The organism is Rhodococcus opacus, assembly GCF_012396235.1.
GTDB lineage: Bacteria > Actinomycetota > Actinomycetes > Mycobacteriales > Mycobacteriaceae > Rhodococcus_F > Rhodococcus_F opacus.
Genome location: NZ_JAAXPA010000023.1, coordinates 92206 through 116860, shown reverse-complemented (window position 1 = coordinate 116860; position 24655 = coordinate 92206). Strand labels below are relative to the sequence as shown.

Annotated in this window: 24 protein-coding genes; 2 read left to right on the top strand and 22 right to left on the bottom strand. The window is 67.0% G+C overall.

Annotation, left to right across the window (positions count from 1 at the left end; translation table 11 throughout):
* Nucleotides 1-22: 22 nt before the first annotated feature.
* The 21 genes from HGB39_RS26585 to HGB39_RS26485 all read right to left on the bottom strand — a co-directional run bounded on the left by HGB39_RS26585 (nucleotide 23) and on the right by HGB39_RS26485 (nucleotide 21023).
* Nucleotides 23-1558, bottom strand: coding sequence for a hypothetical protein (locus tag HGB39_RS26585; RefSeq protein WP_155755971.1), 1536 nt, complete (start codon nucleotides 1556-1558; stop codon nucleotides 23-25).
* Between the two features lie 22 nt (nucleotides 1559-1580).
* On the bottom strand, nucleotides 1581-2312 hold the full coding sequence (locus tag HGB39_RS26580) for a DUF4913 domain-containing protein (RefSeq protein ID WP_081276454.1): 732 nt from the start codon (nucleotides 2310-2312) through the stop codon (nucleotides 1581-1583).
* The gene (locus HGB39_RS26575; protein WP_064079985.1) at nucleotides 2309-4096 is read right to left on the bottom strand and encodes a type IV secretory system conjugative DNA transfer family protein; all 1788 of its coding nucleotides are present in this window, start codon (nucleotides 4094-4096) and stop codon (nucleotides 2309-2311) included. The genes HGB39_RS26580 and HGB39_RS26575 overlap by 4 nt, the downstream gene beginning before the upstream one ends.
* 104 nt (nucleotides 4097-4200) lie before the next feature.
* On the bottom strand, nucleotides 4201-4797 hold the full coding sequence (locus HGB39_RS26570) for a hypothetical protein (protein WP_064079986.1): 597 nt from the start codon (nucleotides 4795-4797) through the stop codon (nucleotides 4201-4203).
* Between the two features lie 4 nt (nucleotides 4798-4801).
* Nucleotides 4802-5485: a hypothetical protein gene (locus tag HGB39_RS26565; protein WP_064079987.1), complete on the bottom strand. Its 684-nt coding sequence runs from the start codon at nucleotides 5483-5485 to the stop codon at nucleotides 4802-4804.
* Between the two features lie 54 nt (nucleotides 5486-5539).
* Complete coding sequence (locus tag HGB39_RS26560; protein ID WP_064079988.1) at nucleotides 5540-5767, bottom strand: hypothetical protein; 228 nt, start codon at nucleotides 5765-5767, stop codon at nucleotides 5540-5542.
* Entirely contained in the window at nucleotides 5764-6507 is a 744-nt protein-coding gene (locus HGB39_RS26555) for a DUF8175 domain-containg protein (protein ID WP_155755972.1), read from the bottom strand. The genes HGB39_RS26560 and HGB39_RS26555 overlap by 4 nt, the downstream gene beginning before the upstream one ends.
* Before the next feature lie 149 nt (nucleotides 6508-6656).
* Complete coding sequence (locus tag HGB39_RS26550) at nucleotides 6657-8345, bottom strand: peptidoglycan DD-metalloendopeptidase family protein (RefSeq protein ID WP_064079990.1); 1689 nt, start codon at nucleotides 8343-8345, stop codon at nucleotides 6657-6659.
* Between the two features lie 8 nt (nucleotides 8346-8353).
* A complete protein-coding gene (locus HGB39_RS26545) occupies nucleotides 8354-8656 on the bottom strand; it encodes a helix-turn-helix domain-containing protein (RefSeq protein ID WP_012691841.1) in 303 nt (100 codons plus the stop codon).
* Nucleotides 8653-10323 carry a putative type IV secretion/conjugal transfer ATPase gene (locus HGB39_RS26540; protein ID WP_064079991.1) on the bottom strand — a complete coding sequence of 557 codons (1671 nt, stop codon included), beginning with the start codon at nucleotides 10321-10323 and terminating at the stop codon, nucleotides 8653-8655. The genes HGB39_RS26545 and HGB39_RS26540 overlap by 4 nt, the downstream gene beginning before the upstream one ends.
* Nucleotides 10324-10341: 18 nt before the next feature.
* Nucleotides 10342-11838 (bottom strand): SCO6880 family protein, encoded by a 1497-nt coding sequence (locus HGB39_RS26535; protein ID WP_064079992.1) that lies wholly within the window; start codon nucleotides 11836-11838, stop codon nucleotides 10342-10344.
* A gap of 180 nt (nucleotides 11839-12018) precedes the next feature.
* Nucleotides 12019-13578 (bottom strand): hypothetical protein, encoded by a 1560-nt coding sequence (locus tag HGB39_RS26530; RefSeq protein WP_064079993.1) that lies wholly within the window; start codon nucleotides 13576-13578, stop codon nucleotides 12019-12021.
* Complete coding sequence (locus HGB39_RS26525) at nucleotides 13563-14471, bottom strand: DUF8175 domain-containg protein (protein ID WP_064079994.1); 909 nt, start codon at nucleotides 14469-14471, stop codon at nucleotides 13563-13565. The genes HGB39_RS26530 and HGB39_RS26525 overlap by 16 nt, the downstream gene beginning before the upstream one ends.
* Entirely contained in the window at nucleotides 14468-15160 is a 693-nt protein-coding gene (locus tag HGB39_RS26520; protein WP_064079995.1) for a DUF8175 domain-containg protein, read from the bottom strand. Before HGB39_RS26520 ends, HGB39_RS26525 begins: the two co-directional genes overlap by 4 nt.
* Before the next feature lie 17 nt (nucleotides 15161-15177).
* Entirely contained in the window at nucleotides 15178-15429 is a 252-nt protein-coding gene (locus HGB39_RS26515; protein WP_005561380.1) for a hypothetical protein, read from the bottom strand.
* Nucleotides 15426-15713: a hypothetical protein gene (locus HGB39_RS26510; RefSeq protein ID WP_012691833.1), complete on the bottom strand. Its 288-nt coding sequence runs from the start codon at nucleotides 15711-15713 to the stop codon at nucleotides 15426-15428. Before HGB39_RS26510 ends, HGB39_RS26515 begins: the two co-directional genes overlap by 4 nt.
* 36 nt (nucleotides 15714-15749) lie before the next feature.
* The gene (locus tag HGB39_RS26505; protein WP_064079996.1) at nucleotides 15750-16391 is read right to left on the bottom strand and encodes a DUF6668 family protein; all 642 of its coding nucleotides are present in this window, start codon (nucleotides 16389-16391) and stop codon (nucleotides 15750-15752) included.
* Nucleotides 16391-17332, bottom strand: a complete 942-nt coding sequence (locus HGB39_RS26500; protein ID WP_064079997.1) for a MinD/ParA family ATP-binding protein — start codon at nucleotides 17330-17332, stop codon at nucleotides 16391-16393. Before HGB39_RS26500 ends, HGB39_RS26505 begins: the two co-directional genes overlap by 1 nt.
* Nucleotides 17329-18090 carry a DUF8176 domain-containing protein gene (locus tag HGB39_RS26495; RefSeq protein WP_064079998.1) on the bottom strand — a complete coding sequence of 254 codons (762 nt, stop codon included), beginning with the start codon at nucleotides 18088-18090 and terminating at the stop codon, nucleotides 17329-17331. The genes HGB39_RS26500 and HGB39_RS26495 overlap by 4 nt, the downstream gene beginning before the upstream one ends.
* A gap of 64 nt (nucleotides 18091-18154) precedes the next feature.
* Nucleotides 18155-19672: a cutinase family protein gene (locus HGB39_RS26490; RefSeq protein ID WP_248949653.1), complete on the bottom strand. Its 1518-nt coding sequence runs from the start codon at nucleotides 19670-19672 to the stop codon at nucleotides 18155-18157.
* 49 nt (nucleotides 19673-19721) lie between these two features.
* Nucleotides 19722-21023 (bottom strand): hypothetical protein, encoded by a 1302-nt coding sequence (locus tag HGB39_RS26485; protein WP_155755973.1) that lies wholly within the window; start codon nucleotides 21021-21023, stop codon nucleotides 19722-19724.
* A 1216-nt stretch (nucleotides 21024-22239) separates the two neighbouring features.
* On the opposite strand from HGB39_RS26485, the gene HGB39_RS26480 reads away from it, so the two are divergent.
* Together HGB39_RS26480 and HGB39_RS26475 are read left to right on the top strand one after the other, a co-directional pair.
* A complete protein-coding gene (locus HGB39_RS26480; protein ID WP_064080001.1) occupies nucleotides 22240-22734 on the top strand; it encodes a helix-turn-helix domain-containing protein in 495 nt (164 codons plus the stop codon).
* 200 nt (nucleotides 22735-22934) lie between these two features.
* The gene (locus tag HGB39_RS26475) at nucleotides 22935-23078 is read left to right on the top strand and encodes a hypothetical protein (RefSeq protein WP_155755974.1); all 144 of its coding nucleotides are present in this window, start codon (nucleotides 22935-22937) and stop codon (nucleotides 23076-23078) included.
* Between the two features lie 410 nt (nucleotides 23079-23488).
* Here HGB39_RS26475 and HGB39_RS26470 read toward each other — a convergent pair whose 3' ends face one another.
* A complete protein-coding gene (locus tag HGB39_RS26470; RefSeq protein ID WP_155755975.1) occupies nucleotides 23489-23911 on the bottom strand; it encodes a hypothetical protein in 423 nt (140 codons plus the stop codon).
* Nucleotides 23912-24655 lie beyond the last annotated feature (744 nt).

The following is a 24655-nucleotide window of genomic DNA, read 5'->3' as shown; positions in this document are numbered from 1 at the left end:
ACGGTGTTCGGAGGATTCGGGGTCAACGCCCCAGGTCGGTGTCGCGCAGCCGCGGTGGCCGGTTACGTGCGTCGTCGTTGCTCAGCGAGGTCTGTGCTGATGCGGCGCCAGGGGCCCGGGGCGGGTAGGGGAAGTCGAGGACGTGCGCTGGTGGGGTGCTCGCTTGCTGTGCCACGCGAGTATCGGCTCGTAGTGCATTGCGGACGTGGCCGGCGAAGAACTCGTCATTCGAACTGGTGTCGAGGGTGTTGATGGACACCCGAAGTTCACGCGCTGACTGTCCGTGCGCGTCGATCTCCGAAGCGACCTCCCTGATCGCCTGTTCGCGCCGCTCCGTGGCTCCAGGGCCGTCGAAGACCATTCGATGTAGTTGCTCGTACTCGAACAGTTGGCCGTGAAGCCTGTCAGCGCGCATTTCGAACTCGACCCGCGTGTGCACGTGTTCCTCGAACGCAGCGTCGATCGGTGTCCGCCTCAACACGTCCTGGGCCAGCGACTCACCGAGCTTGCCGTATTCGAGCTCGATCTTGTTGTGGAGGTCATACGAGTCGGAGCCGATCACATCACCGTGGACCACTACTTCGCGATCGTCTCGGAGTTGCCGGAGTAACTGCATCAGTTCGCCCGCACGAGTGTCGACATCCTGACGGAACTGCTGGTCCGGGGTGATCTCCGATTCCCCGGGCAGGTCACGGGTTACGGCCGTGTCGATGCCGTTGTGTGCCGCAACTCCGGTGACGGCCGCGGCCCGGGCGTCCTCACTGAGGGCGCCTTTGTGGATGTTGAGCTGGGTGACGGTGATCTCGGCCTGGTCGACGGCAGCGGAAAGAGCTGCCCGTTGCTGAGATGTGAGGGTGGAATCTTCGGCGAGGTTGCGGACGGTGTGGAGTAGGGCCGCAGAGTGCTGGCGGAGCGATTCCATATCCAGGTCCGGGTCTGTGCGCGTGGCGGCCTCGATTTGGGCTTCGCTGTGTCCGGCGTCGCGGGCGCGGCCCTTGGCTCGGTCGAGTTCTCCTGCGAGATGGGCTTGGAAGCGTTCGTGTTGCTGCACGTAGTAGTCGGCGGGTGTGGCGGGTACGTATCCGAACGGTTCGTCGACCGGTTCGTCGTGCCCCCCGACGGCCAGGTGGTCGCCGTCGTAGACGTTTCGGGCTGCCCAGGCGACGTCGTGTAGTTCGGGTGAGAGTGGTTGGTGGACGGGTGAGTGCGGGTTTCTGAGTTCGGAGAGGATCTCGTTGGCATGGGTGGTGAGGATCTCCCATGCGCGGGAGTATGCGGACCGCTGTTCGTCGAGCTCAGGGTGGACGGCATCGATATGTCGGGGGCCGGCCGCGAAGATCACCTGGGTCGCTGCGGTGTCGTCGCGGGTGAGAGACACGTCGACCTGGGATGCGCGGTCGGCCCGTGCTGCGTGGAGTGCGTGGTTGAGTGCTTCGAACGCGGCGGCCCGTGAGGTGTGCTGGGTGGTGGAGGTGCCATGCGGCAGCCCTTGCATGCCGTTGCTGCGGAAATAGTTGCAGGTGGCGGTGTAGATGCCGTCGTCGCGGTGCATATCCATGAGGTTTCCTTTTCCCTGGTGCTTAGAGGTTCCGGGTGTCCGGGAACATCCCGGCAGGTGCCGGATCGGTTGGCAGCGGCGCGATGGCGTTGTCCGCGGTGTGGTGGCCGTGCTGAACGCTGCACTTGCTGAACGGGCCGTCCGAGGACATCAGCACTGACATGTGGTGGTCGGCGTGGTCGCGCCACCACACGCTCATTCCGGTGGTGGGGTCGCGGCGAAAGTGTTCCCATGTGCGCCAGAGCGCTTCGAGTCGGGAGATCGCTTCTTCGTGTCGCCACCATTGCGGGCACCAGCGAATTTCCCGGTTGTCGACGACGTCACGGCGGTAACCCGGGGCCAGACGTACCCGGACGAACTCTTCGGTCGACCCGAAGACGGTGGTCGGCGGGTTTTCCGCCTCGTCCGCTGCCTGCGCCTCGGCGACCAGCTGCGTCTCCAGCTCGGCGGCGAGTCGACGCCGGGAGAGCTCTTCGATCCGCTGATAGATCTCCGGGGTGAGTAGCTCGGCGAGCTGGGTTTCGGCGATCGCCTTGATCTGCGTACTCAGCAGCGTCCCGGTGACCTTCCCGATCCGGGCGCTCAGCTCATCGGACAGCGCGAGGGCATCGCCTGCACCGTTCCCGTCGGCCGGGGTACCCGCCGGTGCGGGTGCGGACACGAGACCATCGAGCGGCGGCGCCCACGAATCCTCGGGTGGGGCGAGGTCCTCGTCGGGCGGTTCAGGCAGGTCGAACTCGTCGAGGCTGGTCATACCGGCTGTACCTCTTTCGGGTCGGCGGCGTCGGTGAGGGTCACCGCTTCGGCGAGGGTTGTGTTCGCTTCGGGATCGTGGCGTTCGATCGATGCCCGCACCTGGTCGGCGTAGGGGCCTTCCCACCAGGGCACGGTCTTGACGAGGGTGGCCCGGTTTCCGGACGAGCGGACGATCGCGCGGCCGCGGGGCAGTTCTTCGAGTTCGGACTCGGTGAAGGTGGTGATTTTCGTGCGCTGGCGTGAGGTGGAGCGGCCTCCGCGACCGGAGGAGACCGATCCGCTGTATTCCCAGTGCTCCCCGATCGCGGTGGACAGCGATCGGAGGTAGTTGTCGTCGACGGCAACTTCGCAGCCGCCGCCGTAGACCTTCACGTTGGCGGCCGAGTGCAGCATTCCCATGCCCTTGTTGCCCCACACTTCGGTGCCCTGGGCGTAGCTCTGCAGGATGGCCATGATCACGATTCCGCGAGATCCGTAGTGGGAGTATAGCTTTGGGAGCTGAGTCCAGCGGACGACGTTGGCTGCTTCGTCCAATGCGGCGAGCAGCGGCACCGGCAGGCGCCCACCTTTCGACCGGGTGGCCAGTTCCTCGGCGGCCTCGCAGATCGCGACGGTCAGCGCAGTCACCAGCGGTCCGGCGGATCCGTTGCCCTCGCGGGAGAGCAGGTAGATGGTGTCGTTCGAGCGGACGAACTCCCGCGGATCGAAATGCGGTACCCGGTTTCGCTGGCCGTCGGTCGACACCCACGGCCGGATGGACTGCATCTTCAAGCAGCGGATCATCTTCCGGGCCGTGCCGAAGACACCGCCGCGCTGTTTCGCCGGAGCGTTGTATTGGCCACTGAGACCGGATGCGTGCAGGTCGTAGCCGTGTTTGCGGAGAATGTTGACCGGTTCGACGTTCGTCTCGTCGGTGACCCACGTGTACACCTGGGTGATCGGCTTCTTCGCGGACGCGGCCGCCAGAAACAGGGCGGTGAGCAGGTCCTGGCCCTCCGGGTCGAAGAAGGAATCCTTCTTCGCATCCAGGCCGTCGTCGCCGGCCGCGAAATGCGCGGCAAGGTCCGCGGCCCGGACTTCGTCGGTCACCCACGACAGCGGATCCCACCACCAGGTGTTCTCCCCGTCAGCGACTTTCTGCGGGTCGAAGATCCACACCTTTCCGCCCTTGGCTTCACGCGGGTCGCGGGTGGCATCGACCACGTCCCGCTTGTTCGAGGTGGTCAGCACCGCGCCGGGCGCTTCGAGGATCGCCGGAATCACCCGGGAGCTGCTCTTTCCCGAACGTGGACCCCAGATGTCGACGTGCATGTCCTCGTACTTCGCGTACAGGTTCTGCCCCGACAACAGGTGCTTGCCGATTGGGACCCCTGGCGCCGCACCCTCTTCGAGGACGACGCCCAACCGGTCCGACTCCTTACGGCACTGCTTGTCGGTCAGCGATCCCACGTCCCGCAACCGGCCCATGTGCTTGGCCTTGTTGTCGACGCGGGTGCGCTTGCCGCGGCTGCGGGCCACCAGCACCAAAATCACGAATGCTGCCGCCAGCACCAGCACCGCGTACACCGTGATGATCACCGTTGCGGTGGTCGACCACTCCAGGTGGCCCTTTACCAGGTCGATCAGGACCACGGCCGGGTTCGACGGCACCTCCTGATCGGTGCCTAGGCACAGCGCCAACATCACCCCGCCGCCCACCACTCCGACGATGGCCACCACTGCCGCGATCAGATACACCTCGCGTGCCGAATTGACTGGATCCTTGACTCCACGGTCACTCATCGCCGCTCCCCTCGCCCGAGGGTCGTGGCCACGACCGTCTTGGTCGAACTCGTCATCATCACTCCTCCAATGTCGTTGCAGTTGTCGGTCACGCCTGTCCGGTGTCAGCGGACGGTCAGAGCGCTCACCCGCCACACCCCGAGACGGGTTGCACTCATGTAGACCGCCACCGTGGATTCGCCGAGCACCGCTCCGGCTGGGGTGGTCGCGGTCTGGGTGACGGCTACCACCCGCGAGATCCGGGCCGGCGCGTCCGGTGGATGGTTGTCCCCGGTCACCGCCGCGCGGGCTGTCACGGTCGCGTTCTCACTCGCCCACCGGTCCCACTGGGCACCGGTGATCGGTGCCAGCACGGAGAACCCCGCCTTGTTCTCGGCGTAGAACCGCTCGTCGAGCAGCGCTGCGGCCCGGTCGGCGCCAGCAGCCTGCGTCGGGTCCGTCGCGGGGGTGTAGCTGAACAGGGCCTGCGCGGCGGCGACCATCACCGCTTCCGGATCGTTCTGATCGACACCGCTGAACTGTTCCGGCAGCTGCGGCGGTGGTGGCGTTGTCAATGTTGCCGTCGGACCACCGGAATCCATCGGTTCGGCGGCATGGTCATGCCCGTCGTCGGAGCTGCCGCACCCGGCCGCCAACATGGTCACCGTCACCATCGCGGCGGCGACGCTGCCACGGATCGTCCTGCTGTGATGCCGATTCATGTCGTCACCGGCTCAGCCCGGCGAGCATGAACGCGCTGGTGAGCATCGCGACCACCGTGGCCACGCACACCACGATTGCGACGAGGACCAGGACCGATGCCTCACGGCTGTATCGCGGTCGGACGCGGCGCACGACCGTGACCACCGCGGCGACCAGCGCGGGCACCAGCAGGAGCGCGGCGGCGACGGCACCGGTCTGTCCGATCCAGAACAGCCAGTTCGCTGCTGTCTGGTGCCGTTCGGGCCCCAACCAGAGTGTGTCGTCGATCCGGAGGAACTCACTGGCGATGTCCCGCGCCACCTTCCAGGTGAGGCCGACCGTAATCGCTGCCACCGCCACAAGCAGTCCCAGCGACACCCTCTCCCAGGGCTTGACCGGGGCCGGCTCACCGGCGACCTTCCGCAGTTCGGTGGCCGTGATCTGGTGAATCGTGCTGGCGTACGCCGGGGAGGGTTGACCAGGTCCCCGCAGCGGCCGCCGGAGAACCTCGGCATCAAGTGCTTCCAGCGCCGACAGGTACGCGAGGTCGCGTTGACGTTCGGTGACCTGCCATCCGTTCGCCTCGAGGATTTCGGTCTGGTCGCCCAGCACCTTGGCAGCCCAGTTGTGCGGGGCGACTTCTTCCTGGCCCCAACTCTTGATAGCCGCGCTCTTCGGTGCGGGGTTCTCGGTCACGTTTTCCGTCATGTGCCCTGTCCCTTCGTGTTCTGAGTCGGTCTGTGTCCGGTCGTGTGAAGCCGCCTAGAGGAATGGGTAAGTGCTGGTAGATCCGGTCAACATGAGCGTGAATCCGAAGAACAACCAGATCCCGGGTGATCCCTCGCCCGTCCTCTGGGTCCACCGCCGCCACCCGTACGCGGCGCCCGCCACTGTCACGATGACCGCGCCGGCGACGAGCGCAATCCAGGAGAAGATCCACTCCAAGTGCTGCCCGAGCGGTGCGCCAATGACCTGCGCGGTGGCCGTCATCGGACGGAGTCCTGCTCTTGCCCGCAGACGCGCACGGTGGAGTCGGTCGTCGGGAAGTGGGTCCATCCGTCGAGGTTGTCGACCTCCGCGGTGTGCGTCGTCGGCCCGTCGTGGTCCACTTCCAGGCGCCACTTGTCGTCCACCCAGTGCACGACAAAGGAGCGGGCGGTGTAGCGGTCTGGGCTGCTCGGCGAGGCATAGTCGACGATCGCGTGCTGCGGATTCTGGTTACTCCACCCACGGACCCGGTATGCGACAACGTCGGTGACCGGCGTCGCCCACTGCGGGGCCGGACCGGCGCCGGGCGAATCAACGTCAGCAGCGTTGACGATCCGGTCGATGAGCGGTTGGCGATCGAGCATCTCGGGTGAGGCATCCGGCGCGGCAGTCGAGGCCACGCTGATCACCTCGACCGCGGATGCGGCGCTGCGGGCGGCGGCGTTGATCAGATTGAGCCCTGCCAGAGCGGCTCCGCGAGCAGTCGCAGAGATCCCGCGTGGCGGACCGACCTGATCGACTACCGGCGGGCCGTCGGTCGTCGACATCGGCACGGTGGTGCCCGCCACCCGCGCCCACACCAGTGTTCCGTCGCGGAGCTGCGGGTCACTGGTGTCCAGGTCAGCGCATTTCCCTTGCGGGATGCTCATTTCGGATCGTGGCGCCGTGAACACCAGTCGACCGAGATCGTCGATCGTCGGTGTGACTGCACGGTCGGCGTCCGCGACATCGACAACGGACATGGTGTCCTGTGTGGTGGGTGGCTGCGTTGACGGCTCCTCTGCTTGGGGCGCGCAGCCCCCGAGGATCAGGATCGCCGCCGCCGAGGCGCCAGCCCAGAACTTCGGGGACCGCGTCGGTCCACCGCCGAGATCGAGAACAATCGGGTTCATCACTGAGGTTGCCTTTCTGTGGGTTGGTCGCCGAACCGGCGGACGTACATTTCTTCGCCGGCCCAGTTGGACAGCGGCTGGATGGAGACGACATCGCCTGATTGCGGGGCGCCCAGGAGCATGTCCTGGCCGTCTTTGACGCCGTGGTAGATGCCGACGTGGTGGGTGCTGCCACCGGACCCGAAATAGATCAAGTCACCGGGTTGCTTCTGGTCGAACGGAATGTCCTGCCCGCGAGCGTCGTAGAGCTGGCCGGGGTTGGAGTGGTCTCCGGTGAAGTGCGGCAGACTGATCGCACCCCCGGATGCCTGGTAGACGGCGTAGAGGGTCAGGCCGGAGCAGTCGAAGCCGATCCTGCTGGTGTCCCCGTGGGCGTCGGCCGCGCCGCCGCCGTCGCTGATCCCGCGGGTGGGACCATTCACGTCACCGCCGCCCCAGGCGTATTCGGTGCCCAGCCAACGGGACGCGGCCTCGATGACCTTCTGCCCGAACGGGCCCGGTGCAAGCGGACCGTGCTCGCCGCCTGCGGGTGGGCACGCATCGGGCAAGATGCCTCCCGCTGCGACGGCCGTAGCCCGACCGGCGGACGAAATCTGCGACAGTTCGTCGGGGGTGAGTTCCATACTCGCACCCTTGAACTCGCTGTACATGGCGTGCGCGGCGTCTTCCCACGGGGCGTACGCCTCCGGGTGCGCCGATGCCTGCACGGTCTGAGCGGCGAGGGTGACCGGCATCGACTCCCACCCGGAGACCTGCAGAAGGGCCTGGTAGAACTTCACGTTCGCGGTCACCGGGTTCATCAACTCTTCGACCGTTCCCCAGATCCCGACCTGCTGCTGGTACTGGTTGACGGACTTGTTGTCGCTGCCGACGCCGTCGTGCGGGTAGTTCAGGGATTCGGGCACCACGGAGCTTGCGAGCATCCGGAACGTCGACTCGCGGCCGATCGTGGCGAGGGCGACGGTGATGCCGCGCTCGGAGACACCCATCGCTTCCCCGATCGCGACGGCCTGCTTGGCGATCGCGAGTTGGCGGGCGTTGTAGACCGCGAGCCCCGGGGCCGCGCCGGTGCCGGGCGAGGTCGGCGCCCCACCGTCCCCCTCCCCTGTCTCGGGAGCCGGTGCCTGGCCGGGCTCGATGGCCTGGTTCACCCAGGAAGCCGGGTCCACGGCGGTGCCGACACCGTCCGGGAGACGGCCCCCGTCCCAGACCTCGAAGTGCAGGTGCGCGCCGGTGGTGTCGCCGGCGTTGCCGATACGGCCGATCTCCTGCCCGGCGGACACCCGGTCACCGGCCTTGACCAGCACACCGTCGTCGAACATGTGCCCGTAGACGGTCGAAACCACCTTCCCGTCGATCTGATGATCGACGATGATCCAGTTCCCGAATCCGGAGGCGGGACCGGCAGCGATGACCCGGCCATCGGTGAACGCGTAGATGGGAGTGCCGACCTCGCCGGCGAAGTCGATGCCCCGGTGCTCGGTCCCCCACCGCGGACCGAACCCCGAGGTCAGCGTGGTGGTGCCGGACTTGGTCGGTTTGACCAGTGATCCGGCAGGAGCTGTGCCGCCGCCGGGCGTCGCCGGGGCCGGGCACTCGTTGCCGCTGTCGGAGGCGACGACGACCACCAGCAGCACGAGTCCCAACACGGCGGCCACGGCAACGGCGACCAGCTTCTTGATGTCCACGTCCGGGTTCAGTCCCGCCCGGCGTGGTCGCGGATCCGCGACGACAGGTCGGCGATCATCTCCGACGCCGCGGCCAGCGCCGCATCCCGTTCGCGCAGTTCGCGTTCGAGGTCGCGCCGCGGGGACCGGGGTCCGTCGGGGTGCGCTTCGACCCAGTTACGCAGCGTGTTCGGGTGCACACCGGTGGCTTCGGCGACGAGCTGGATCGCCCGCCAACGGGAGGACACCTCGTTCTGGAGGAGGGCGACACTTTTGACGGCGGCGGTCCTCAGTTCCGGGGAGACATCCCGGTAGCGGCGTTGCGGGATCACGCGGCGTCCTCCTCACGGGCGACGGTGTCGGTGTAGCGGGCGTTGGTGTTGTGGACTCCGGATTCGATCTCGGAGCGGGTGAAGATCACGTGCACCGGGATTCCGGGGGCGCGCGGGTCGTCACCGGTCTTGATCAGCACGTTTCCGGTTCCCGGCGGGGGCGGGGCGGGCTGGTCTTCCCGCGGCTGCTCACCGGTCATCGGCGGCGGGGACGACCACTTGGTGACCATGTCGGCTTCGGTGTCGGTGAAGGTGACCACGCCGTCGAGGCGGTCGATTTCCTTCTCCGGGATCGGGCCGATGATCTTCACCCGGGCGCGCTCGAGGAATCCGACCGCCCGGGAGGTGGTGGCGCCGTCGGCGGCGGTCTCGAGGTCCGCCATCGAGTGGGTGATCATCCACAGCCCGGTGGCGATCTGCCGGTTCAGGCGGGTGAGGGCATCGATTCGGTCAACCATGAATGGGCCCAGTCCGAGCACATCCCAGATTTCATCCATGACCGCTTCGAAGAACCGCTGCGGAGCCAGGCCCGCGTCGGTCAGGGCGTTCGCTGCGTCGATCAGGGCGAATCCGTCCGACCAGCACACCAGCATCACCGCAGCTCGCAGCTTCTTGTCCCCGTTGGGGATGTGGGAGACGTCGAAACCGATCGCCGGGTGATCGAGACTGAGTGGATGGGTGGTCTGTCCGTTGAAGATCCGCCCGAACCGGCTCTTGGGGTTGACGAAGGCACGCAGGGAGCGGCGCAGCGGCCGCACCGCCTCGCGGTAGTCCTCGATGGTGTCGACTCCGGCGTCTTCGAGGAGCTGGGGGTGTCCCTCGATGATCAGGCCGAGCATGTCCTCGAGCAGCGGCGGCTCGTCGGGGGTGAAGCCCTTCTCGTCGAACAGGATCGCGATCGCCGAGCCGACGATCGACTCTTCCCAGTCCTCAATCGCTTGTCCCCGCCGCAACTCGATCAGGGCGCTCACAGTCTCGGTCTGGCGGCCCCGCAGTTCCTCGAGCCAACGCAGCTGCAGATCGGGGAACGCGGCCAGTCGCGGGATGATCGACCCGAGCACACCACCGGCCAGTGGGTTGATGTGTCCGAAGGCGTAGCCGACATCGACGACCGCGTCTGTACCGGCGACTTCCTCGACGATCTTGCGGTAGTCGGGTTTCTTGTCGGCGAGGAATAGCGCGGTCACCCCTTGTGCCATCGCGCCGAGAATCACTTTGCGGACGAATGAGGACTTGCCGTAGCCGTTGAGGCCCAGGACAAACGCGACCGGGGCGGTGATGAAGCCGCGGCGGAACCAGTTGAGCAGCCCGAACGAGACCGGGGCGTGGGTGACCAGGTGGCTGCCGATCACCGGCCCGACCGCGGGGGCACCTGCGCCGACGGACCACGGCCAGAACGCGCCGGCAGCGTGCACACTCGTCGAGCGCAGTTCGGGTTGCTTGCCGACCGATGCGGCGCGGCCGCCGCCGGCACCGCGGTGGCCCCGATCGCTCAGCTTCGGGCCACCCGCGGTGGTGTTCAGCTCGGTGCGCTCGCGGGCGCTCGCGTTGCGGCGACGGTTGTCGTCGGTGCGGATCTTGAACTTCGCCCATGCACCGCCGATTCCACCGGCGTAGACACGGGTCTGATACTTGGCCCGCTGTTCGGGCGTCATGATCTCGAACATCAGTGTGCCGTCCTTCTTCTAGGCGGTCAGCGCCGACGGCATCGACGCGTGGTCGGGCAGCAGCACACCGATGCCGAGGGAGGCGGCGAATGCCGCGTCCTGGAACCGGTAGCAGCGGCGAATGTTGAGCTGGCACTGCACAGCCAGGTCGTTGACCAGGGCATCGATTCGGGGCATGTCGGCCTCGATCGGTTCGGTGACGGTGATCAGCAGCCCGATGCGGGTGGCGCCGTGTCCGCGGGCGAGTTCGTCGCGGGACCGTTCGGCGAGTTCGACGTCGATCTGGGCGGCGGCCGAGCTGATGCCCCGGTTGCGGTTCTGAGCGGCGACGATCGCGTTGCGGTAGTCGTCGTCGATGATCTTGACCGCGTCCGCGGCCCGGTGTGGGCGGTAGACGATTGCGACGCGCTTGCGGGGAAGGTCCGGGTGCGGGGCGATCAGACGTCGCAGCGTTGATTCGTCGACGGCGCTCTTCGGGCCCGCGCTCATCAGCCAGGTCACGGACCGGCCGCCGTCGTGCCAGTACTCTTCCCACTTGTTCTCGTGCGAGATGGGACCGGCGTTGTCCCAGGTGATCCCGTGGTCGTCGCCGGTGGCTTCGGCCCGTTCGATCGTCAGCTGCGATGCCGGGTCGAACGAGCGGCGCACCACCCCGGTGATCTCGGCGGCGGTCATCGGGCGCACCGCGACACCGGAGGCCTCGATGGCGGCGCGGATGCCGGGCAGACGGCGCCCGATCTCGACGGCCTGCGCACCGGGGTCCTTCTTGCGTTCATCGGTGGTCGCGGCGAAGGTGATCGCCACGCGGGCCGCGAGTTGCACTTCGTCGCGGTGGAACTCGGTCGCGCCTTCGAACACCACGGCCTTCGCCAGCGCCGGGGCGTCCACGCGGGTGATGGCCCGGGCCTGGGTGAGCAGGGCGTTGCCGGTCTCGGGGACGGTGTCGAGGACCGGGACGATTCCCTCGATGTCACTGGTCAGACCCGCAGAGGCCAGGACGATTCCCCACTCCCCGACCCACTGGTTGACCAGCCCTCGGTCGACGGCCTCGTCGCCCTGCGGCCAGGCGCGCATCACGATCGTGTACTGGTTCGTCTTCGGCATGTGGATCATGCCGAACCGGTAGCCGGCGCTGTCTTCGCCCTCGTACATCTTCGTCGGGGCCAGGACGCCGGGGAGCTGCGATTTCCCGCCGGGCATCTCGGAGAACAAGCCGCCGCGGTAGATGTTCTCCTTACGTCGGAGTGCGCCGAAGAATTGCATTGCCAGAAGGGACCTTTCGTATCCGGTGAGGCCGTGACGTTTGAGGACCATGGGGACGACGGCCAGCAGGAGGACCCCGCCGGTGATCGCGCCGACTTTGAGGCCCCAGCGCATGAGTACGAGCAGCGAGATGATTAGCGTGCCGAGGATGAACCAGGTCACTGGTCCGGACAGGCCCATGACGCCTTCATTTCGAGGTGCCCGGCCGCCGAGATAGACCTGCGGTTCGCTGTTCGTTCGGGTCGCGCTCACCGACGATCACCACCGTTGGGCGGCAGCGAGGTCGGTGCGTGGTCAACGTCGCACGAGCCGGGATCGGCGGCGCGGAAAGCCTCTACCGGCGGCAACACGCCAGCTCGGTAGAGCTCGCACACGTCGGCGGTCTTCCCGAACTGGATTCGCGCAATCTCACTGGTCATCGGTATCTCCTGGTCATCGCGGGATGTTGTGGCGGCTGGTGGGGTGGGCGTAGTTGTCCCCGGCGAGGTCACCGGCGGCGCTGTCGACGGACCTGCTACCGCGGCCTCCTCCGGCTCCGACCCATTTGCTGGCCTTCGCGCCGCTGCCCTTCTTCGGGCCGCTGCCGGCATTCGCCCCGTTGCCGCGGGGCCCGCCTTGGCGGGGCCCGGGGGTGGACGGGGTGCCTCGGCTTCCGCTGTTGTTCCCGCGGCTACCGCTGCCGTTCCCCGGGTTTCCGCCGCCGCCGACGAGACCGGGTGTGCCGCTTCCGCCACCGCCGCCGGAGAATCCGCCTCCGGGCGGGACTGCCTTGCCGCCGGCGAGTTTGCCGCCGAGAGCTTTGCCGCCGGTCAGCAGGGCTGCACCGGCGAGAAGTGCCCCGGCGGTGGCCTTTGCTCCGGAGCCGCCGCTGCCGACCGCCGAGATCGCGGGGGTGATGATCCGCATCAGCGCCGGAAGGACGAGCGCCGTGGCGGCGAGCAGCACGATTCCGATCAGCGAGTACTGGAACTGTTGGAGAGTCGGGGTCTGACCTTCGGGGACGGCGAGCGCGGAGGATTGGGTGGTCAAGAACGCCATCGCGTACGCAAACGATGCGACCGGTTTGAACAGGCAGAACGCGATCACCCAGGCGAGGAGTTTGTCGTAGGACTGGGAGCCGGTCTTGGTTCCGCTCGCCGCGGCCGCGACGGGCAGGGCGGCGACGGCCACGATGAGGAATCCTTGCCGGATCGGCATCATGAACGCTTGTGCGAGCGCGCCGAACGCGCCGAAGAATCCAATGATCAGCATCAGTCCCGGCGCCATGCCGGAGTAGGCGTTGAGGACCATCATCGACTGCACGGTCCCGGCGGGGTCGTTGTTCGAGGTCGCGTTGACGATCTCGATCGCGAACGCATCACCGGCGCGGGTCGCGAGCGCGACAATCACTGACATCGTCGCCGCGGTGACGACCACCCGGAACAGGGTCCGGAAGGTCTCTTCGGCCTGCTCGACCATCAGTTGCCGCCGGGCCGCGGCCAGCCGGAGCGACATGAATCCGATCGAGATGATCAGAAGGAACGACTGGATCCAGAGCGTGTATTCGTTGATCTGGGCGAGGGGTCCGAACGATTCGAGGTCGGCGTTGGGAATCTTGATCCACCAGGTGATTGCCATGATCATCGCCTGCGACATGCCGTCGATGATCGAGGTGACAATGTGCCCGAACTGCGAATCCCACTGCTCCTGAAGCTGTTCGCTCGCGAAGTCCTTGACCGCGCCGACGGGGTTGCCGTTGTTGTCGCAGAGGCTGCCGGACAAGTTGCCGACGACCTCGCCGGTGCTGGGCAGGCCCGGGACGTTGACTCCGCCGAAACCGGGAATCAGCTGGCCGAGCCCCTGGCCGGCGACTTCCACGCCCTGGCACACCACCGACCGGTCCTCACCGGGCTTGGGTTCGGTGTCCTGCGCGGCCGCGGTGGTCGCGGCCCCGAGCACGATCGCGAGAACAACCGCCAGGGCAGTGACGATGCGGGTCAGTTGGCGGCCCATTGGGTCCACCCCCCGAGGTTGCTGACCTCTTTCTGCCCGCCGTAGAGATCCGCGGTGAGCTTGATCTGCCAGTCCCCGTCGCGCCACAGCAGTTCCGCAGACTTCGAGACCCATCCGGTGCGGCTCTCCTTGAGCATCGCGTACTCCACCACCGCGTAGTCCGGGCGCTGCGGGTCCCACTGGGTGACCCGGTAGGCATCGACACGGAAGTACGGCAACAGAGCCCGCTCGTCGCCTCGACCGGACGCGATCGCATCGGTGGCCCGGCGCAGGAAATCCTGGCGCAGCTGCTCGAGCGGGTCGCTGTCGGGGACGACCCGGTCGGCATAGAACTCGGCGGCACCGGCCAGGGTGGCGCCGCCGCGGGTGTAGAGCTGAATACCGGCCAGTGCCGCACCACGAGGGGTCTGGGCGAATCCGGTGGCCATGCGGCCGTCGATGCCGGTGGGTCCGTCGGTGGTGGAGAACGGCAGCGGGAAGCCCTGGATCTGCTGCCACTGCAGACCACCCGGGGCGCCGGTGATGTCGCTGGCAGGCTTGCGGGAGTCGGTGTCCTGATCGAGGGCGACACCATCGGGATTCGGTGGGACCTCGACGCGGCGGCCGAGCTCGTCGGTGAACGGAAGCCCCCAGTCGGCGCGTTCGGTCTGCGGAGCAAGGGTGACCGGCGCCTGGCCCTCGGCGGTGTCGTTGTCGTCGCGGGAAGCGAAGTACGCGACGCCACCGCCGGCGACGACGACGAACACGAACACGACCGCGAGCCAGAACGTGAAGCCCAGGCCGTGCTTCGAGGTGGCGGCCTTGCGCCCCCACCACCCCCACCGCGGCCGCTGGTCAGCGGCCGGGGAACTGTCGGGCTTGTGGTCAGTGCTTTCGGTGTCTTCAGTGGTCACGGGGTGCCCTCCTGGTCGTTGCACGCGGCGGCGGGTGCGGCGAGAGCCACTTCACGGCCGGTGTCGTAGGTGGCGGTCTGCGGGTCGTAGACGTGGACGCGGGATGCGGATTCGTCGGCGGCCGGGAGCTGGAGCTTCCAGTCCGTGCCGGTCCACACGACCGTGGTGTCGGTGATCGCGGCCGACTGGTCGCAGAACGAGGTGCGGATCGAGATGTCGGCGCGCTCATCGGTGTAGTTGGCGACGACATACCCACCCAGCGTCGGGGCTTCGGCAGGGTCGGCGGCCGCGGTGACACTGATCTGAGCGCGGCTGACGGCGAACGCGTCACGTTCGGGTCCCGGTGCGAGGCCATCGTGGACGATGGCGGCCCACTGGTCGTCGCGGGCGACCGACATGCGCACGGTCTGATGAATCGCTGCCAGGGCGGCACCCTGCGGGGTGTGCGAGAACCCGGATACCGGCCCGTTGCCCGTGTTGCGAGTGGGGCCCTCCTCGGCGAACGGAAGCCAGATCGACTGGAAGCGGTCCCATTCGATCTGTGCGGGCGGGGTGGTCGGGTCAGGCGGCGCCGGGGTGGTGACCGAGTCGGTTGCGGTGGTCTCCTCAGTGGAACCGCAACCAGCGATCAGGGACGCCGCCGCGGCGGCAGCGGCCAGTGCCGCTGCCGCGCGACGGGTTGTGATCATCAGATGGTCCTTCCTTGTCAGAACGTCAGGAGAGCTGCGGCGATACCGCTGCCCGCCGAACACAGCACCGCGGCGACGAGCGTCATCCCGATTCGAGCGGCGGGTTCGGATTCGTACGGATTCTGCTGCTTGTTCCAGGCGAACAGTCCGCCGTACCAGACGAGGCGAATGGTCAAGATCGCGAAGATGATCCACATCACGTAGCGGCCGAGCTGGAGCAGCGGCTCGGTCACCGCCTCCGAGGGGATCCACATCGCGACGACCGTCATGACACGACCGAGGCCATGATTCCGCCGGCGCTGGCCGCGATCACGCCGCCGACCAGGGCTCCGGCGATGATCTTCGGCGACTCGAGCGAGCCACCGTTGAACTTCTCCCACCCGAACTTCCCGCCGCCGTAAACCAAGGCGAGAACGCCGGCGAACATCACCACCCACGACGCCCATCGGCCGAGTTCAAGCAGCTTCTCCGACTTCGGCGGCGGTTCCGGCGGCAGTTCGATCCCCTGTGCCAGCACGCTGATCGTGTCGAGTGTGCTCTGTAGCAGCATCATTCGAGTTGTCCTTTCCCTTGTTTTTCCAGGCCCGAGTCAGGTGCCCAGGCCCAGTCGACTGATGATCGAATTGCGGAGCGCCCCAGCGATCTCTGCGATTTCGCTGGGAACGGCCGTCGGGTCGTCTGCTGCGCGTTTCTTGTTCTCCGGTACCGGGTCGCGGTGCGACCAGACCGGAAGTTCTCGCGGAGCGCGGATCAGCGTGAAGTGCTCGATCCACTCGATCCGCCACGTGGTCGGGGCCAGGCCTCCGACGATCTTTCGGGTCTGGTCGATCTCCCTCGGGATCTTGCGGCCGGGCCGGTCCGCGATGGTGATCAGACCGATGAGCGTGCTGTTACCGGCCATGCCCGAAACGTGCTGGCGGATCAGGTCACCGGCCTTGTCCAGGGAATCGACGCGCTCGCGGGCGACGATCGCCACGAAGGGCGACTCCCCCTCGAACGGTGCCGGCCACTTCTGACCGCACTCGCTCGCGAAGTCGAGGACATGACCGAGCGTGCTGATTCCCGCGCCGCCGTGGGCGCCGAGCAGCCACACCAGCGGTGCCGGGCTGCCGAGCCCGCGCGGTACCGGCCGATCCCAGATCTCCGCGACCCTGTTCGGGGGGCGGACGGGGATGCCCGAACCGGTTGTCTGCGGTTGTGACCAGCGGGAGAAGCTGCGGGCCGACATCATCACTGCCGACCCTCGGCGGATGCTGTCGCCCGCCGAATCCGGTCGTATGCGGCGATCGTGGCCGCGCGCAGCTCCCAACTCGCAATCGCCAACCCGGTGGCCAGGTGCGGGTCGTAGGGCACTTCCTCGACGCGCACCAGCCCATCCAGATGGGCAATCAGTTCGGACGGGTCGACATCGGGCTCGGCGGAATTCTGGTGCGAGATGACTACGACGGTGCGCTCGAACACCCACTCCCCGACGGCGTTAGCGAGCAGGTCCAGGTAGCCGCGCAGCCGGTTGAACGCATCCGCCCGGGCCTGCACCACCAGTACGAACACTGCATCGGCGTCCTCGCGCAGCCGGACGCACTCGCGGCTGCCAAGCGCATCCGCGCCCAGGTCGTAGACCGCGGTGTCGACGTGAGAGCGCAGAAGGTCAGGCACCCGGTGTACTACCGCGTCGTCGAACCGGCTCTCGCCCCGGCCGATGATCCGCGCGCCGGACGCCGACCGGGGCAGTTCCGTCACGACCGCGGCGGGCTCAGGGGTGTCGATGAGGGTGTCGATCGTGGTGACCCGGTCCTCGGCGGCGGCGCGTGAGGCCAGGTCACCGCCGGTGACGGACAGATCGACCACCGCCACCGAGGCGTTGGTGTCGTGGGTCGCCCATGCCCCGGCGATGCCGACCGCGGTCGTTGTGGCTCCCGCTCCCCCGCCGACGCCGGTGACCAGTACCAGCGGCGGAGCTGTTACCGGCTGGTGCGGCCACACCGGTGTGGCCGCAGCCTCGCGCTTCGGGCCCTGGTCTCGGGGGGCCGGGTGCTTGGCTGGCGCCGCAGTGTCCGGGGTTGCGGCCGGGCTGTCTGCCCCTCGCAGCGGCACCACCGCTGCCGGGGGCAGGTCCGTTTCGGGCTCCGGCTCCTGGCCCAGCCATTGCATCCATTCGGGTTCGGTGCTCATGATGCCTCTCCGATCGACGTGATCACGTGACGTCCATCGACCACTCGTGTGGTGATGGCTTGCTGGGTGTAGGCGACTTCTTCACCGCTCGGCTGGCGTTCGCGCAGCGTGACGAGGAATCGCTGCGGCTCGGCCGCGCGGATGGTCACGCAGTGCTCCGCGCCGGCGGGAATGTAGGTGTCGATGGCGCTCTGGAGCAGGTTGGCGGGATCGACACCGACGGCGTCGGGGGCGACGACGGCGCGTGCCGCTTCTCCGGACCGCTGCACGTAGTAGGCGAAGTCGAACGCGAGGATCGCGGCGGGGCCGGAGTCGGTTCCACCGGGGCCGTTGCCGATGATCACGCCGTCCACGGCTGCGGCCGGGTCGCACCACGGGCGCGGGGCAGCTGACGTCAGTGGAGCCGTGGTCGGCTGCGCGGTCACGGCAGCGGCGGTAGGCGAGCTGTCCTGCCCACCACCGAGCGCCCACACGCCCAGGCCCGCCGCGACCGCGGCCGTCGCGGCAGCGGACCCGAGTCCGGCGACCGCGCGCGGCGAAATCCGGCGGCGCGTGCCCCCGGCCACGGAAGGTGCCGGTGCGGGCGTCGCGACCGGCGGGGCCGGGATCAGCTCGGTCGGGTCCTCCGGGTTGGGCTCGGCGGGGCGCTCGACGGGCGAGGTCTCCGCCAGGGCGGCGACAGTGGGGGTGAAGGACGGATACCAGCGGGTCAGCTCACCAGCTGTGGGATCAGGCCTGCGGAAGTTGGTATCTGTCATCATCGAATCCCTTTCTGTGCGAATCCGGTTCCCCGGACGAAACCCGTCCGGGGAACCGGGTCGGTCAACCGGCAGCGACCGGGCTGGTCGACGTCGGACGCGCACTCGTCGCCCCCGACGTGGGGGTAGTGGACGAACTGGTTCGCGGGGTCGTGGTGGTTGGCGAGGTCACCCGCGGTGTCGACGTCACCGACGACGAGTCGGTTCCGGCCGCGACATCCTTGGCGAGAGCGGCAAACCACTCGGCTACGAACTGCGCCGCGGACTGCCCGGTTGCGGTCACCGGCGTCGACCCGTAGGAACCGTGTGCCCGCACCGTGTTCCAGTACTTCGTCAGCGCTGTCGTCGACACCAGGTCGGCGTTGTCGCTGATGTTGTCCTTGACCACGTCGAACGCCTGCCGAGTGAGCCGCGACGTCGTCGCCGGGGGCATGAGCTTCGGGATCGCCCCCACCAACTTCGTGGCGAACAACGCGACGCCGGCAGCCGGATTCGCGAGACCGACCGTGGCCAGCTGGGCGATGTTCGCCGGAGTGAGGACTTCTTTCGCGACCGTCTTGACGGCGTTGAACCCGATCGTGCCGACCTTCAACACCGCGCTGATCGCTTCCTGCGCGGTCGGCATTTCCGTGCGCGGGTCGGAGGCGATCGCCACCCGCTCCGACAACGATTTCTTCGGGTCGATCGACAAGTTCGCCAGCGTGGTGCCCTGGATGTCCTCATTGATCACCGGCACTGCCGTCTTGATCGTCGTCAGCGCCAATGCCTCACTGATCGAGGTCAACGACTGAATCGGATCCCCCGACGAGAGCTCGCTCTGCCCGGCGATATTGGTCACCGCCCGCATGATCGGCGCGTTCGCCGGTGCATCACACGAGAGATCGCCCGGCTCGCAGATCGACGCCACCCGCCCGGTGAGGGAGCCGTAGGCAACTGCGGTGTCCGCGGTCGGTCCGATTCCGCCGCCTTCGGGAGTCGCCAGCGCCGGGGCCGAGATCTTCTCGACCTGGGCGCCGGTCGTGCCCGGGGCGGGCTTCAGTGACGTCTGGCCTGCGGCGCCGGGGAACAACGGCGAACCCGGTGCTCGCGTCGGATCGCCGAACAGTGCCACCCCGACGAGTTTGTTCGCCGGAATCGGCCCCTCACCGGCGCCGACACGCTTGGCGAACATGCTCATCACATGCGCGCCCTGGGAGTATCCCGCCCCGGTGAACACCGTGTTCGGGCACGCCTGCGCGACCTCTGCGGCGGTGTCGATGAGGTTCTGCAGGCCCTCCTCCACCGACTGCGAATACGGCACATTCGCACCGGGCACCGCGCCACCGAACCCGGCCGGATACGGCACATAGGCGCGGCCGGCGAGGGTGTCACCCGCAGAATCGGTGGTCTTGACCATCATTGGCATGAAGACCTGCGAGAGCATGCCGGTGTCGAGTGTCGCCGGAGTGTCCGGGGACGACTCCCCCGTTCCCTGGATCCCGAGAGCGAACAACGCCGGGCACGAGTCCCCGACCAGTTCGCTCGCCGGTCCGGCGGGCGCGGCATACGCCGTGCCCGCCGACCCGACCCCAATCACAGCCACTGCCGCTGCCGCGGCCACTCGGGGAAGTAATTTCATGTGGTCACCCCGCTCAGGCGTTCAGGCCGTTGACGACGGCGCCAGCGAACGCGGCCGCCTGCTCGATCACCGGTGCGGCCGCGGCCGCCGCGTTCGTCCCGGCCGATTCCACCGCGGCGACGACCTGGTCTCCGCCCGGCTGCGCCAGCGCCGCGTCCCGGACCAGGGCAGCTGACGCATCAACTCGCGGCGTCGCCTGCTCGACGTATGCAGGCGCCGAGGCCGCGAAATCCCGCGCCTGCTCGACAACTTCGCTGCCACCGGGAACGGCCTGAACCTGCTCGACAACAGCGGAGGTCTGAGCCGATACCGCCGCGGTATCGACCACCGGGGGTGTCCACAGGGGCTCCGGAGCGGCTTCGGGTGCGGGTGCAGGGGCGGGCTCTTGAACGGTCACGTCCTGGCCGCCGAAAACGGTGGCACCAGCCACCGCACCGCCGACACCACCCAACCCGGCACCCAGCACGAAAGCGGGTGCGCCGAGGACGACCGCCCCGGTACCGGCGCCGATCGCGGCACCCGGGCCGACACCCCATCCGCCGGTCGGGGCGGTCACAGCAGCACCGATACCTGCACCGATACCCGCGCCGACACCGGCACCAAGAACGGCGACAGGCACAGCCAGGCCGGTACCGACGATCCCCGCGCCGAGCAGGCCGCCACCGATCGCACCGCCGGTGATCCTGTCCGCCTGTGATGCATTCACGCCGGCGTCGGTCAGCGCATTTCCGGCGTCGGCCTGCACTGCCGCGATCGTGTTCGTGATCCGGTCCCGGTCCTCATCCGGCATCCAATCCGGCTGCTCGAGCAACCCGGCACCGGTGAAGATGTACCCCTCCGGTGCCTCGACCGGCGCGATCCCCTTTCGCTCGACCATCGGCGGAACCGGGACGGGTTCAGGTTCGACAACCGACGGAGCCGACTGGGTCGGTTCTTCGACGTACGCCTGCTGGTACGAGGGCGCCGCGTCGTAGTCGGTCTGCGGAGACGACCACTGTGCGTACTGCGGTGCCTCGTACTGGGGCTGCTGGTACCCGGTCTCCCAATCTGAGTACTGCCGCCACTCCGAGTTCTGCACATTCGGCGACGGCGTGTACCCAGGCAGGTAATCCCGTGACTGCTCCGGCGCCGGGGCAGACGTTCCGGGCTGGCTCCCACCACCGGTCCCCGGCTGACTTCCACCACCGGTGCCCGGCTGCGACGGAGCTGCCTGCGCCACACCCGCACACGCCACGCACAGCGCCACAGGAACCGCGCACCACACCGCGGCCCGCTCCGCCCGCCGACGATGCCGGCCACCACCTGATCTACTCATCGCTACTCGCTTTCTCTCGAAGGAAACGCCGTTGCGGTGCACCTCTGTGCAACCGCAGGTACCGAAGACGAATCGGAAATATGTGAATGACAACAACTTTGGAAGCCGGGCAGGAGGCTCACTGGCCCTTCATCGGCCCAGGGCGAATGGTCAGGCTGGTCAGCCAGGGAAGGCCCCGCCGAGACCAAAGAGCAAGGTGATCAGAAAGACGAGAAACATCGCGAAAATCCTTAATGGAGAATCGAATTGGGAATCTGTCAGCGAGTTAGACGACGGGTTGAATGCCGACCCAGGGTGACGAGTACGGCACCAGCGAGTGGCCCGCGGGACAGGTCGAAAACCCAGGAAGGTCGATGCTGTAGCACCTGTAACCAGGCGCCCGACCAGCGCAGTATGCGACGACGCCGAGCGGCCGCCCGCCCTCATTCCCCGAGATCGGAACGTGAGGAACGGACTCGCTGGAATCTGCCTGTAACGAAAACGGGGCAGCAGTACGATTAGTGGTCGGGTGGATCTGGGCACCCAAAGACATCGGAGCCTCCAACTGGGTACAGAAATGGCCCGCGGGGATCCGAGATCCTGCGGCGTGGACGTTTTCGCGTTGAAACGCTGCGGGGAGTAGAACCCCAGGTGCGGGCGAGGACGCCAATCATCACCGCACCTGGGGTTTTCTGCGCAGCACAAGTTGGCCCGCGTGCGAACCACGAGCTGCGAAGTGAGACCACTGAGCGGTGACTTGGGCAGAAGTTCAACCGCACAGTGGAAGTGTTGGGAATTCGGAATTCTGTCCGGAGCGAATGAGCCTGAGCCAATTCGACTTCAGAAACTCGACGAGCCGAACCGCTGGTCGCCGCGGTGGTGACGCGGAGAGTGTGGACGTCAGAAGCACGCGAAGGTGCGGCTCTACGCGAGCCACACCTTGTGTTAGTTGCTTCCGACACGATCGCCCCTGAGATTCCAAAGGGCACACCAAATAGACGGTGTGCAGCACCTTTTGCGCTACAAGCGGACCCGACGTGTACAAGGCCGCAGGACTCCCCGGTGGGGCGCGCGAATGGATCGTAAACCGCGGCAGCTTCTGTGTGCAACCTATTCACGCTTTTCATTCACGCCCCTTCCGCTGAGGGAGTCCGCTGGAAGCGGCTAGGATTAGCGCAACAATAACACGCAACTATAAAACGCGCTAGCGCATGACCGCACCCCGGGAAGGGCAACAATGGTCGGATACAGAAGTGGTCGGACCCCGGGAGTTGATGAAGTGCCTCGCAGCGGAGTCAGAGGATTCCGGGGTGACAAGCTCCGCGAACAGCGAGTGAAAGCACGGCTCACGCCGGACGATCTCGCGGCCCGAATCGGTACAACTCGTCAGGCAGTCTCGACCTGGGAAACCGGACGGTCAAGGCCGGCACCGGAAATGCTCGGCCTTCTTGCCGAAGCCCTAGACACATCAATCTCTGTGCTCGTGCCGATCCCGGCGGGCAAGCTCAGAATGAGCGACCTTCGAGTGCGGGCAGCGCTGAATCAGCGAAATGCAGCCTCCCGGCTCGGAATCGGGGCCACTACATTGGCCGAGATCGAGAACGGGGTAAAGGCTGTCCGCGATGACCTTGTGCCCAAGATCGCCGAGCTCTACGGGGTCGACAAGCGAATCATTGCAGAAGCATGGAAGCGCGGTCATGAACATCGCGAGACACGCGCGAAGAACCTATAAATAATCACGCAACTAAAGCACGGATTCGGCATCTCTGAGAGCGCTCGACGGCGTGTCTTCATCGTTATCGGTCCAACTTGTGACAGGTTTGATGCTGCAGATTGGAGTCCGAAGGTGGACGGTCGGGGTCAGGGAAGGAGAAGGGGATGGGAAACCCATACAAGGGAGACCGAACTCGCGTAACCAGCAGAGTCCCTGACGTGGTGTTCGAGGAACTCGAACGTAGGCGGATGGCCGCGGGTGTGAACATGAGCCAATTCCTGGCAGATCTTCTCGCAGCCGCTACCGGCCATACCCAACTCGTTCAGGAGACCAACCAGGAGGTGCTGAAACTTTCCGCGTGAACGCGATGGCGGCCTTGACGCTGCACAAACGAACACACATCACGTAGTGCATCACGCCAACTAACCAAAAAACCCCCGACCGGGCAGGGCCGAGGGCATTGGGTCTTTGAAGTTGGTTGAGAAACGAGTTAGCCGCTCGATTCTCTGTACTGCTCATCCCCGGAGGGACTGTCTTGCTGGACAGAGCCCAGGGTATAACACGCCCTGATTCAGGTCTAGAAACCCATGCGCGTGTCACCCCGCCAAGTGGTGACCCAGACAGCACACAACTGCTCTACAACACATGCACCCGCATGTGGTCGCCGCGGCGGCGCGTCCGCGTCGACCCGGACCGAAAACACAACTACGACGCCTCTATCTCCATGCCCCCGCAGCAGCCGGAAATTCCCTGGGCGATCTATCTCGCCAGCTCAGATCACCGCTTTCGGCTTCTCGTGCTCGACTTCGACACCTCCCGTTTTGGCGCCGATCAGGCGCGTGCTGATTCGGACCGTCTCGCCGCACACCTCGACGACCTGGGTGTCCATTACCTGCGTGCGCACTCTGGGCCGTGGGGCGGCCAACACATCTGGCTCCGACTTGGTGAGAACGGCGCCGACCCGGCCGCGGTCGGTGAACTCAACCGCGTGCTCGACCAGCACTACGCCACCTTCGACACATCGCCCCTGAGCAAACCCCGTATGGGAGTTGTGCGGCCTCCAGGCGCACCACATCGCGACGGTGGACGGGCCGTCCCCCACCTGGCCGGTGCCGAGTTGCAGCAGGCTCTCGAGCGCGTCAGCCGCGGGACGACGCCGGAAGTCGTCAATTGGCTCCTCGCGCGGCATCCCCATGTCGAGCCCGCTACACCGCCCGAAGAACATCGACGGCCGCGGATCATTGAGGATGCGGCGGGTCCGAGACTCGACCGGCCCCGGCGGCCGCTACCCCACCGAACTGCGGCTTTGCTCGCGACGGTGCCGTCGAAAGGGGCGGACCGCAGTGCCCTCGCGTACACCATCCTTCTTTCCATGGCGCGAGCCGGACACACACTCGACGACGCCCGCGCAGCCGTTGCCACCGCCCCAGGTCTGATTCGACTTCGTGAGGACGCGGACCGCGGCCGCGACGACACAGAACGCCAATGGTCCCGCGCCCTCGCCGGAGCAGCGACCTTCACCGCTGACCCCGGCCAGGCACCCCGTGAACCGATCGACGACGACCTCGACGCCATTGAACATGCCCTCGCAGCGACAACAGCGCACTGGGGCCGGCGAGGAGGAGCAAGTGACGAGCGGATCCTGCACGCACTGACTGCGCTAGCGCGCACCGCCCGGACTAGGGTCCTCGACATCGACTGCCGCCGCCTGGGACAGGCCTGCGCGCTCGACGCCTCCACGGTCTCACGCAGGCTTCGTGTGCTGGCACGGGAAGGCTGGGTCACGCTAACCACTCCAAGCGCCGGGACGCGAGCTGCACGGTGGACCCTCAACCAGCCGCGGGATGTGGGCGTAGAGACTACTTCTCATGCAACACAAGGGGAACCCGCCCCCGCTTCTGGGCCCGGGCTCACGCTCCTCACCCATCACGCCCACGAT